The sequence below is a fragment of the Lutibacter sp. B1 genome, from assembly GCF_012524075.1.
GTDB lineage: Bacteria > Bacteroidota > Bacteroidia > Flavobacteriales > Flavobacteriaceae > Lutibacter.
This window is the reverse complement of the sequence record NZ_JAAZUI010000023.1, coordinates 15,574-27,659: the sequence shown is the minus strand read 5'-3', so window position 1 is coordinate 27,659 and position 12,086 is coordinate 15,574. Positions and strand designations below refer to the sequence as shown.

13 protein-coding genes and 1 pseudogene are annotated in these 12,086 nt (G+C 30.3%); all 14 read left to right on the top strand.

The features are described 5' to 3' along the window. The first annotated feature begins 28 nt into the window (after positions 1 to 28). The 14 genes and pseudogenes from HGB55_RS12660 to HGB55_RS12595 all read left to right on the top strand — a co-directional run bounded on the left by HGB55_RS12660 (position 29) and on the right by HGB55_RS12595 (position 12,085). Positions 29 to 463: a hypothetical protein gene (locus HGB55_RS12660; protein WP_168817262.1), complete on the top strand. Its 435-nt coding sequence runs from the start codon at positions 29 to 31 to the stop codon at positions 461 to 463. A gap of 107 nt (positions 464 to 570) precedes the next feature. Further along, positions 571 to 1,368 carry a LuxR C-terminal-related transcriptional regulator gene (locus HGB55_RS15445; RefSeq protein ID WP_211047393.1) on the top strand — a complete coding sequence of 266 codons (798 nt, stop codon included), beginning with the start codon at positions 571 to 573 and terminating at the stop codon, positions 1,366 to 1,368. Positions 1,369 to 1,572: 204 nt separating this feature from the next. Continuing rightward, positions 1,573 to 1,965 carry a cytochrome c gene (locus tag HGB55_RS12650; protein ID WP_168817261.1) on the top strand — a complete coding sequence of 131 codons (393 nt, stop codon included), beginning with the start codon at positions 1,573 to 1,575 and terminating at the stop codon, positions 1,963 to 1,965. 9 nt (positions 1,966 to 1,974) lie between these two features. Next, on the top strand, positions 1,975 to 3,123 hold the full coding sequence (locus HGB55_RS12645) for a hypothetical protein (RefSeq protein WP_168817260.1): 1,149 nt from the start codon (positions 1,975 to 1,977) through the stop codon (positions 3,121 to 3,123). A gap of 19 nt (positions 3,124 to 3,142) precedes the next feature. Continuing rightward, entirely contained in the window at positions 3,143 to 3,406 is a 264-nt protein-coding gene (locus tag HGB55_RS12640; protein WP_168817259.1) for a cytochrome c, read from the top strand. Positions 3,407 to 3,868: 462 nt separating this feature from the next. After that, entirely contained in the window at positions 3,869 to 4,255 is a 387-nt protein-coding gene (locus HGB55_RS12635) for a DUF302 domain-containing protein (protein ID WP_168817258.1), read from the top strand. Between the two features lie 11 nt (positions 4,256 to 4,266). After that, positions 4,267 to 4,488 (top strand): hypothetical protein, encoded by a 222-nt coding sequence (locus tag HGB55_RS12630; RefSeq protein WP_168817257.1) that lies wholly within the window; start codon positions 4,267 to 4,269, stop codon positions 4,486 to 4,488. Positions 4,489 to 4,570: 82 nt separating this feature from the next. After that, complete coding sequence (locus HGB55_RS12625; protein WP_168817256.1) at positions 4,571 to 4,819, top strand: hypothetical protein; 249 nt, start codon at positions 4,571 to 4,573, stop codon at positions 4,817 to 4,819. Positions 4,820 to 5,010: 191 nt separating this feature from the next. Then, entirely contained in the window at positions 5,011 to 5,262 is a 252-nt protein-coding gene (locus HGB55_RS12620; RefSeq protein ID WP_168817255.1) for a hypothetical protein, read from the top strand. A 61-nt stretch (positions 5,263 to 5,323) separates the two neighbouring features. Beyond that, entirely contained in the window at positions 5,324 to 5,545 is a 222-nt protein-coding gene (locus HGB55_RS12615) for a hypothetical protein (protein WP_168817254.1), read from the top strand. 785 nt (positions 5,546 to 6,330) lie between these two features. Further along, positions 6,331 to 6,846: a hypothetical protein gene (locus HGB55_RS12610; RefSeq protein WP_168817253.1), complete on the top strand. Its 516-nt coding sequence runs from the start codon at positions 6,331 to 6,333 to the stop codon at positions 6,844 to 6,846. 169 nt (positions 6,847 to 7,015) lie between these two features. Further along, positions 7,016 to 7,222 (top strand): GDCCVxC domain-containing (seleno)protein, encoded by a 207-nt coding sequence (locus tag HGB55_RS12605; protein WP_115880624.1) that lies wholly within the window; start codon positions 7,016 to 7,018, stop codon positions 7,220 to 7,222. An 83-nt stretch (positions 7,223 to 7,305) separates the two neighbouring features. Then, positions 7,306 to 7,620 carry a DUF6660 family protein gene (locus HGB55_RS12600; protein WP_115880626.1) on the top strand — a complete coding sequence of 105 codons (315 nt, stop codon included), beginning with the start codon at positions 7,306 to 7,308 and terminating at the stop codon, positions 7,618 to 7,620. Between the two features lie 74 nt (positions 7,621 to 7,694). After that, positions 7,695 to 12,085, top strand: a pseudogene (locus HGB55_RS12595) (CusA/CzcA family heavy metal efflux RND transporter). Position 12,086: the final 1 nt, after the last annotated feature.

The window sequence follows — 12,086 nt, the reverse complement described above, 5'->3', positions numbered from 1 at the left end:
AATAAATTTAACAATATTCCAAAAGTTATTGATTGGGATAATAGCATTACTTATACTTAATATTATTGTTGCTTATGTTGGAATTGTAAGTGCCAATAAACTTAAAAACAATTCTAAAATTGTATTAAAGGAAACTAATAAATACAACAATCTTCAGAATTTAAAATTAAATTTCACGGAACTTTTAATGCCGGCAAATGATTATCTTATTCATGGCAATAAAGTTGAAATTTTAAATTTCAATAAGTTAAATGCTATTACTAGGTTGCAATTAGAGAAATCTAACACTTTTGAAGACAATCATTTTAACGAGCATTTTTTAGAAGAAATTGAAGATATTTTTCATGAGGTTGAAAGATTGAGTAATAACATATTCGAACTAAAAGAACCGATTGGAAATAATGAAGGAGCTATCATGATGGAAGTAATGGATGGCATTGTTATAGATGCACAAAAAAAATAGATATTTTATTAGCGTCATCATCCTCTTTAGTAAGTGCTTACATAAGCAATAGTCAAATCACAAATTCAAAAGCAACAAGTGTAATTATTATAGTATTGGTAATAATAATGATTCTTTTATTGGTTGGTGGATACTATTTTGTAAAAAAAATTACAAGGCCAATAAAAAATTTAACATTAATAGCTCAAAAAGTCACTTCAGTAAATTCAAAATCAAAGTTAAAAGAATTACCTATTAACCACGATGAGATTGATAATTTTTCGAATTTATTTAAAAATATGATTCGTGTTTTGTCTAAAAATACGGTATCAAAAGATTACCTCAATATTATTCTTCAAAGAATTGATGAATCATTAATAATTACAAATCTTGATGGAGATATTTTGATAGTTAATAAATCTACATTAGAATTATTAAAATATGCTGAACAGGAACTAATTGGAGAATCTATTAATAAGGTTCTTTTAGGTGAAAGAAAAAACATACCGACAACAACAGAAGATGAATCTGCACAAAATATTTTCAATACTTATTTTACTAAAGATAATGAGGCTATACCAATAACTTTTTCTAAATCATTTATTTATGATAGCAACAATCATAAAACAGGAATATTATATCTAGCTTATAACCAAAGAGAAAGAGATGATGATAAAGAGGTGCTAAAAGATGATGCCCTTTTGGATAAAGGTAAGATAAAAATTAAGGAAAAAACACCTTTAACCAATAGAGAAATAGATATATTAAAACTTATTGTTAAAGATTATAGTAATCAAGAAATTGCAGATAAACTGTTTATTAGCATAAGAACTGTTGAAACTCATAGGAAAAACATTATGGTAAAACTACATGTAAAAAGCACTATCGGATTGGTTCACTATGCAATTCAAAATAATTTGATTTAATAACTCCCTTATCTACCTCTTTTACATAAAATCCAGCTTCTTTATCCAATTTTTAAAATAATTTACTTTCAGTTATTTTAATAAAACCGTAAAACTACGTATTACATGGTATTTTTCATAAACTGTAATTTATGGGGGTAATTGGGTATAATTTTATTTTATGCAAAATATAACTTTGCCAGTAATTATAAACCAGATTAAAATATGAAAACAAAAAACAAAATTGTAGTTGCATTGGTACTGTTTGTTGGATTTGTAAACACAAAAGCTCAATCTACTTGGGTAGCACCAAAAAATGCTGATGTAATTTCAAATCCTTTAAAAAACGATCAAACGGCAATTAAAAAAGGAAAAACACTTTATCTGCAATTGTGTGCTGTATGTCATGGTGATAAGGGTAAAGGAGATGGTGTAGCGAGTGCCGCTTTAAATCCAAAACCTGCAAATTTCACAATAGATAAATTTCACAAACAAACTGATGGAGCTGTTTTTTGGAAGCTTACGGAAGGTAAACCTCCAATGGCTTCTTACAAAGAATCACTTTCAATTACACAACGTTGGCAATTGGTAAGTTATTTAAAAACCATTAAAAAATAAAATATAATTATGAAACGAATTATTTTACCAATCCTAGCAATGTTTTTTGTAGGCAATATAATTGCACAACAAGACTTAAAACCAAGCAAAACTCAATTTATGATTAGAGGTTATGGAAGTGCAGGTTTTCAATCTTTAAATGATGAAGGAGAAAAAGAGTCTTCATTTAATAGTGGAACTTTTGCACCAATAATGTTATTTAAATTTTCTGACAAGTTTATGTTTGAAACAGAAATGGAATTTGCCTATGAAAATGGCGAATTAGAAACAGCTCTTGAATATGCCGATGTAATGTATATATTAAACGATTATATGACAATTAGAGCAGGTAAATTTTTACTGCCTTTTGGTACATTTATGGAGCGCTTGCATCCTTCGTGGATTAATAAATTATCATCAGTTCCTTTAGGTTTCGGTCACGATGGGATTGTTCCTTCTTCTGGAGTAGGAGTAGAATTAAGAGGAACTTTTACAGTAAGTGGCTCTAAATTTAACTATGCTGTTTATTCTACAAATGGTCCAAAATTAAATGATGGTAGTATGGATCCAGATGAGGCAGGAATTTTACATTTCGATAATTATGAAGATAATAATAAAAATAAATCTTTGGGTGGTAGAATTGGGTATTTACCATTTACGGACTCTTCAACAGAAATTGGTTTTTCATTTTTAAATTCAAAAGTTGGGAATACAGAATCTGATTATGAAAAAATTGGGGCAAAATTAATTGCGTATGACTTCTCCTTTATTAAAAAAGTAAATCCTTTAGCAGGTATAATTGATATAAAAGCTCAATATAATAAATCCTTAGTTGATGACGCGGAATATTTTGAACCTTTAGATGGCGGTGGTTTTGAAGAATATACTTTTAATAATACAAGTAATTCCTTTTATGCACAATTAAGTTACAAACCTACAATGTCGGCCAGTAATTTCTTGAAAAATATAGAATTAGTTGGGCGTTACTCTGAATTAAATACTCCCGAAGGTGCTGAATGGGAATCAAATGTTAAGCAAACGGCTTTTGGAATTAATTATTGGTTAAGTTGGAGGTCAGCCTTAAAGGTAAATTATCAAATTACAGATGGTACCGGTGGCCACGGTGGTGGCGGAATAGATAAAAAACTATTTACCATACAATGGGCATTTGGTATATAATAAATTAAAACTTTAAATTATGAAAACATTTAAAATAGTATCGATTATAGGATTTATTGGATTTGCAACTATCTCTTGTTCGCCTGAAAGAGCTGCCATAGTTCAAGGTAAATCTGGCGTTCAATTATGGAGTGAAACCTGTATGAGATGTCATAATACACCATCTCCAGCAGATTTTAATGATGCGGATTGGTCAACAATTGAAATGCATATGAGAGTGAGAGCAAATTTAACAGCTGATGAATCAAAAAAAATATTTGATTTTTTAAGATCAGCTAATTAATAAACCTTCCATTGGCAAGAAAAGAAGTGTTATTGAAAAAATGTTCTTTAACATTCTTTTTAAACTAGGTAGTTAATTATTAATAAAAAATATCATGAAAAAAAATCAAATAGCAAAATGCCTAATGATAATTTCATTTGGTATAATTTAAGTTGCTTGCTCTAAGGATGATGAAATAACAAATGCCCATATTATAGGCGCATATACTGGTACCTTAACAAAAAATTTGGAAATTTACAAGGCAATCAAATTAATTCAAAATAGGCTACTGCGATAGTTTCTTCCATTGGTAAAAAAATTGAAGTTTATTTTTATAATGATGATTTTAATACTACAGTTTTATTAAATATTTATGAGAATAGTGATTATATGATGCCGTCCTTGTCTGGTCAAGAATTTGAAAAATGGGAATCAATGGGAAATTTATAAAGTGAATCTATTAATACCAAATAAAAAATAATTATGAACTATTATTTCAATAAAATCATTTCTGGAAATTTTGATCAGATAGTTGAAAAAGTCACTCAAGAGCTAAAAAAAGAAGGTTTTGGTATATTAACTGAAATAGACATTAAAGCTACCTTAAAGAAAAAGCTCGATGTAGATTTCTATAATTACAGAATCTTGGGTGCTTGCAACCCTCAGTTTGCATATAAAGCACTTCTGTCAGAAGATAAAATAGGCACAATGCTTCCTTGTAATGTTATTGTTCAGGAAAAAGAAGCGGGTAAAATTGAAGTTTCTGCTGTCGACCCTGCTTCTTCTATGAGTGCAGTAGAGAATGAAACATTGAGTGAAGTAGCTTCTCAGGTAAGAGATAAATTAAAAAGGGTTATCGATAATATTTAATGTCTAAGACCATGGAGAAATTAAAAGTAATCATAATGTTCATGGCAGGTATTTTAGCTTCTGTTACCATTGGTCAAACTGTTTTAAAGTATTCGGAATCGTTTCCTCTGGTTTGGTTTGGAATAACTATAACAAAAACACTCAACTCGGTTTTAATAATTGTTCCTGGATTGATTTCTCTAATAATTATTTATTTGTTTTGGTTTAGAAAATCAAAAGTAAAAATTGAATAATAATTTTGATGAAATGTTACAAATATTTACAGGCAGCAACTAGAAAAACATTCTGATTTATATGCCAAAAAATTTAGAAAATATGCGAAAAGTAAGAATTAATAAACAGTTAAAATGCGATGCAACATACCATATAGATGAATGTATAGTGTTTAGAGAACGAATAATAAAGGAAAAGAATCCTATAATTATCGCAAACGTCAATGGTTTTGAAATAGGCTTATGTGATAATGATAAATTTATAGAGTTACTAAATAGTGAAATTAAACAGGCTAAACTTTGTTTAGAAGGTAAACCAAATAAATTTATGGAGTTTATGGATTGCACTTAGTTTACTACAAGTGTTTGATAGAATGAAATCCAATAATAATTTATAAAAATATGAAACCGGTATTAAATATTAAGATGGTTGGTTTAAAAGATTCACCTATTGATAATGTTTTTTTGAAGCTGAACTTAAAGAAATACCAAACAGTAATAGTCAATTTAATAATTAATTAATAAACATTAAAACTTAAAATCATGAAAAATTCATTTAAACTAGAAGTTTTGAAAACAAACAAAATTCTCACAACAGAAGAACAAAGTAAATTTCGTTTGAAATTTAAACCTTTTTTGAACATAGAAGGAGTTATTAGTCTATGTCTTGAGGAAGAGCATCTATACATAGAATACGACCCAATATTTTTTAATTTAGATTCGTTTAAAGAAATTTTAACAGCTGTTGGATTTCCCTTGGAACATGAGAAAATCAAACTAGCTTCACTAATTTAATATGAATTAACCGAATTCAATTTTCATATTCGTAACAAGTTAAAAGAAGTTTTGGCTTATTATGTATGGACATCGTTTAAGTAAGGAGAATATGGTTGGCTATATGCAAAATAAGAACTTGCAATGGATGCATCATTTAGATTTAGAGCATATTGAAAATGATATACATTATGGCTTTTTTAAAATGTTGGACAATAGTTTTAATTACACATTTTTAATTGATGATATGGAATATCATTTTGAAGGTATCAGTGAATATATAACTGAAGAAATTGGTTTCTAATAATTTTAAATACCTTCAGAAGTATTATAAAAACTCTGAAGGTATTTATGTTTATATAAAAAAATGCAAACATTTAAATACTAGAACTTTAATAAGTATATTTTTTTATTTTAACACAAAATAACTTCGTGAAATGATTTAAAAAAACAACTAGTTATGTAACTTAAGTAGCATATAGAGTTGCCACATTTGCGTATTTTTGATAGTATAAATCAGTACATAAAATTGAAAAATATACCGCTCAAAATATCGGCAATTTTAATGACAACCTTAGTGTTGTTTTCATCTTCTTTTGTGTTAATTGATCAACATTATTGTCAGGGTAAACTTAAGAGTTTTTCAGTTTTTGGTAATGCAAAAGAATGTGAAATGGATATGCCAATTTGTAAATTGGAAAACCATAATGCATCCTTTTCTAAATCGAGTTGTTGCACAAATGTTTTGGAATTAAAGCAAGGTTCTATATTTGAAAAAAATCTTGATTCAAATTTTAGCATTCAAACTTCCTTTTTCAATTCAAATAATTATTTTAATTTATTTGAAAAATTAGTAGGTCTTACAAACAATAGGGGTGAATATCATAACTACTCGCCTCCCTTAATTTTTAAAGATGTATTAATTTTTATACAATGCTTTCTAATTTGATTTAAAATAGTAGTGTTGGGACTCAACACTAACATACAATTCAAACCATTTTAAGTAACTCAAAATAGGCGTTTTTATAAATGCTATAGTTACTTTCAAATAAGCAATAAATACAGTATAAATAATTAAAAAATAATAAAATGAAAATAAATAAAAATATAGGAATAGCAAGTGTTTTAGTAATAGCTATAGGATTGTTGTTTACAGCTTGCGATAAAAATGATGATGTAGCTTATAATGATGTTGTAGGCGTTTATAAAGGTACATTAACTACCAATATAGCTGGTAAATCAAGTAGTTCAAAAGTCAATAATATTGCAACAGCTGAAGTAACTATGGTAGGTGATCAAATTGAAGTTCATTGTTTTAACGATGATTTTGATACCACAATTATGTTAAATCTTTTTGAAGATGGCAACATGATGAACACATGTTTAACTGGTTCCGATTTTGAAAACATGTATGGTCATATGATGGGTCAAGGAAATATGAATGGAAATATGCAAAATATGGGTTCAGAGTGGATGCAACATTTAAACAATGAACATCAAGACTCTGATGAACATTTTGGAGGTTTTAATATGCAAAACCACTCTTTTGAATATACGTTCAAAATGGAAAATGGAGAATTTCATTTTCAGGGACAAAAAAAATAAATTGATCATTATAACAACATAAAAATATTTTAAAGCCTTCATTTAATATTTCTGAAGGCTTTCTTATTTTATAATAATTAATAAGGAGTTGTTTTTTTGCACTACCATTGCATCAATTTATTTGTATATTTAAAAAGCAATAAATTAAGTAGGTCAAAAAACAAAATTTATGAAAATCATATTAAAATCAGAAATCACTTGTCCAAACTGTGGACATAAAAAAGAGGAAACAATGCCAACAGATGCTTGTCAATTCTTTTACGAATGTGAAAATTGTAAAAGCGTTCTAAAACCAAATGAAGGAGATTGCTGTATATATTGTACTTATGGAACAGTCGCTTGCCCATCTATTCAAGAAAAAAAAGGTTGCTGTTAACCTTTTTTAAATAAAATTAAAACGCTGCTAAAAAAACTTTGCAACCCTATTGCATTTATTAAATTGTTATATTTGCTTCCTTAATGAAAGTATTAGTAATCATATTATCTATTTATTCTATAGCCTTAACAGCAATACATTGTGATGATGAAGCTGTTTTTGGGTCTGAGCAATTAGCTTCAATTACTCAAAATAATGATGATAACGGTGATAATACGATGGATTTATGCTCTCCTTTTTGTATTTGCGCATGTTGTTCTATTAGTATCACAAAACCAACGCCACCTGTTGAGAAAGAGCTTTATATTACAATAGCTTCAAAAGCAGTTATTGGCATACAAGAAACATTCTTCTTAAATAATTTTTCTAACAAAATAGATCAGCCCCCTCAAGTTTAGTTTATAAATACGTTTTTAAGCACCTGCATTTTTGTTGGTGATTACACATTTTTATAACTTAAACATATCATAAAATGATCGATAAAATCATTCGCTTTTCTATTAACAATAAATTCATTGTTGGCTTATTTATTTTGGTACTTATTGGTGCTGGAATACATTCAATGATGACCATAAAATTGGGTTCTGTACCCGATATTACCAACAATCAAGTACAAGTAATTACTGTTGCTCCCAATTTGGGAACAGAAGATATTGAACAATTTGTTACCTATCCTATTGAGTTGGCTGTTGCTAATTTACCAAGTGTTACAGAGTTGCGTTCTGTATCTCGTTTTGGCCTTTCAGTAGTAACCATTGTATTTAAAGATGAAATGGGAACTTATTTACCCCGCCAATTGGTTCAAGAAAAATTAGCTGAAATACAAGAAGATATACCGGCAGGTTTTGGAAAGCCATTTATGGCGCCAATCGCTACTGGTTTGGGAGAAATTTACCAATACTCATTGGTGCCAAAGGAGGGTTTGAACATAAATATTCGCCTTCAGATTTACGAACTATTCAAGATTGGATTGTTAAGCGGCAAATGGCATTAGTACCAGGAGTAGTTGAAATCAATTCTTTTGGAGGTAATGTTAAACAATACGAAATAGCATTAAATCCCAATCGACTGAACAGTATGGGAATTAGTATTAGTGAGGTTTTTGAAGCTCTTGAGGCTAACAACTCCAATACAGGTGGTGCTTACATCGAAAAAAATCATCAGGCCAACTTTATTCGTGGAGAAGGCTTAGCAAGAACTTTAGAAGACATTGAAAATATTGTTATAGAAAACAATGAAAACACACCCATTTTAATAAAAGATGTGGCTGATGCCGTTCGTTTTGGGTCTGCAGTTCGTTATGGCGCTTTCACTGAAGACGGCCAGGAAGCTGTTGGTGGTCAAGTACTAATGCTAAAAGGAGAGAATCCGAATGAAGTGATTAAAAATGTTCAAAAACGTATTGAAAATATTCAAAAATCACTACCAGAAGGTCTTGAAATAAAACCCTTTTTAGATAGAAGTGATTTAATTGCACGTACTACAAGCACCGTTTCAAAAAACTTAATTGAAGGGGCATTGATTGTTGTATTTGTATTGGTTTTATTGTTGGGAAGTTTACGAGGAGGTTTACTAACGGCATCTATTATTCCTTTATCCTTATTGTTCGCTTTTATTTTGATGAAAGCAACAGGGGTTTGGGCAAATTTAATGTCTTTAGGTGCTATTGATTTTGGAATTATAGTGGATGGGGCTGTTATTATAGTTGAAGGAACTGTGCATCATATAGAGCAACGAATCAAAAAGAATAAAGCCGATTTTACGTCTCAAGAAATGGACGAACTTACTTATAAATCGAGTAGTATGATGATGAACTCGGCTTTTTTTGGCCAACTAATTATCCTTATCGTTTTTACACCTATTTTATTCTTAACTGGTGTAGAGGGTAAAATGTTTACCCCTATGGCATACACCTTTGGATTTGCTGTTTTAGGCGCTTTATTATTATGCTTAACCTATGTACCTGTAATGGCGTCATTATTTTTAAAGCCAACCTCACAGAAAAAACGAAATTGGTTCTCCAAACTTGAAGATTGGTTAACCAAAATTAGTGGTAAAATGATGACAAGCATTTTTAAAGTATATAAACCTTTAATTCAAGGTGCTTTAAAGTTCAGAAAAATGGTACTTGCTATGGCTGTGTTTTTATTTGTAATTGCGGCTTTTGTGTTTGCAAGAATGGGAGGAGAATTTATTCCAAAATTAGATGAAGGGGATATTGCAATGCAAATTTTTATGAAACCCGGTAGTTCGCTGTCAGAATCCATAAAAGTGTCAGAAGAAGCGGAAAATATCATCAATGCTAATTTCCCTGATGAAGTTAAAACAATGGTTGGTAGAATCGGTGTTTCAGAAATACCAACGGATCCTATGCCTATGGATATTGTGGATACGTTTATCATTCTTGAAAAAGATAAGAGTAAATGGACCTCAGCAGAAACTAAAGCTGAATTAATTGAAAAAATGGAAGTTAAGTTGAAAGCTATTGTAGGTGCCAATTTTCTGTTTACACAACCAGTTGAATTACGATTTAATGAATTGCTTACAGGTGTTCGTGAAGATGTTGCTATTAAATTATATGGTAACGATTTGGATGTACTTGCAATTAAAGCGGAAGAAATGGCTAAAATTATCCAAACGGTTGATGGTGCTGCAGGTGTTCGTGCTGAAGCTACAGACGGATTACCACAAATTACAGTAAATTACCAAAGAGCGAAACTGGCTAAATACGGATTAACCATAGATAAATTAAACCAATATGTAAGCACTGCTTTTGCAGGTGCCGATGCTGGAATTATTTTCGAAGGTGAAAAACGATTCGATTTGGTAGTTCGTTTTGCAGATAAGAACAGGCAAAGTATTGATGATTTAAAAAACTTATTTGTGGATTTACCGAATGAAAGTTCTCAAATCCCACTAAAAGAATTAGCTAAAATTAGTTACAAACCTGGTCCTATGCAAATTTCTCGTGATAATACCTATCGAAGAGTTTCTGTAGGTGTTAATGTAAGAGGTAGAGATGTGGAATCTATGGTAGAAGAAGTACAGAAAAGATTAGATGCTGAATTAGATCTACCTGAAGGTTATTTTATTGAATATGGAGGTTCTTTTGAAAATTTAAAAAGGGCAAAAGAACGCTTAACCATTGTAGTGCCTATAGCCCTTTTTCTGATTTTTATATTGCTATACTTCGCCTTAAACTCTGTAAAACAAGCAACAATGATTTATATGGCGGTGCCATTGGCGGCTATTGGCGGAATTTTTAGCCTGTTTTTACGTGGTATGCCATTTAGCATCTCGGCAGGTGTTGGTTTTGTGGTGTTGTTTGGTGTAGCTGTATTAAATGGTTTAGTGCTGGTAAGTAGGTTTAACAGCTTAAAATTAGAAGGAATGACAAATTTAAAAGATCGTATTTTATTAGGAACCGAAGAACGTTTGCGCCCAATATTATTAACAGCAATTGCAGCTATCATGGGCTTTATGCCAATGGCAATTTCTGGCTCAGCAGGTGCTGAAGTTCAACGACCTTTAGCCACTGTTGTTATTGGTGGTTTAATTTCATCAACCCTATTAACATTATTGGTGGTTCCTGTGTTATATTATTTTGTTGAAAAGCGTTTACAAAAAAGAATGGATAAAAAAACAGGTGCAATAAATACTTCAATTTTATCGATAATCCTATTGGTTTTCTTTTCTTTCATAGGAATAAATTCAGCAATTGCCCAAGAACAGCCTCAACATTTAACAATAGAGGAAGCTGTTGCCATTGCGTTTGAAAATAATCCAACCATAAAAGCGGCCAATCTGGAAATTGAAAAGCAAGAAAGTTTAAAAAAATCGGCTTTCGATTTAGATAAAACAGCAATTTCATATACAAAAGGGCAACTAAATGGGTTGCAAACCGATTATGAAATCAGCGTGAATCAAGATTTTAAATTTCCAACTGTTTATGGCACACAATCAAAATTACAGAAAGAACGGATTGCATTAAGCGAAGTTTCTTTGGCTCTCGAAAAAAATAGGTTGGAACGGAATGTGAGAGCGGCTTATATGGAGTTGTGGTTTGCTAAAAGTAAATTTATTTTAATTTCAAATTTAGAAAAAGAGTTTCAAAGTTTTGCCATTATTGCCGAAAAAAGATTTGAATCTGGTGAAACAAATTTAATAGAGAAAATGTCTGCTGAAGGGAAACGGGAAGAAATAAACCTCTTAAAATCTGAAGCAAGTTTAGATGTAGATAATTTAAGAAGGCAATTGCAATTAATCCTTAATATAACAGATACTTTAACAATTTCAGATAGTGCCTTGCAAAAAACCTCTTTTATTTCGGAAGAATCAGGTGACAATAGTCCAATTTTAAAAGTTCAGGAACAATTTGTTGCTGTTTCAGAAAGAGAATATAAATTAGAAAAGGCACAGTTTTTACCCGATTTATCTGCCGGTTATTTCAATCAGCAAATAGAAGGTGTAGAAAACTTTACCGGGTTTCAGGTAGGTGTAAAAGTCCCTTTGTTCTTTTGGTCTCAAAAAGGAAAAACACAAGCCGCCAAGAAAAATACTGAAATAGCCCAAATGAATTTTGAACAAACTAAATTAGATATTAACTCGGTATTACAGGCTAATATCCAAGAATATGAAAAACATAAGGCATCATTATTATATTATGAAACCAAAGGCTTGCAATTGGCCGATAAACTTTTTTCTTCAGCCAATACAGCCTATAAAGAAGGCGAAGTTGGTTATGTAGAATATATCACAACTTTAGAGCAAGCAGTACAAATTAAAAGGGATTATTTGGATAGGCTAAATCTTTACAATCAAACCGTGAATGAAATCAATTATTTAACAGGAAAATATAATTAAC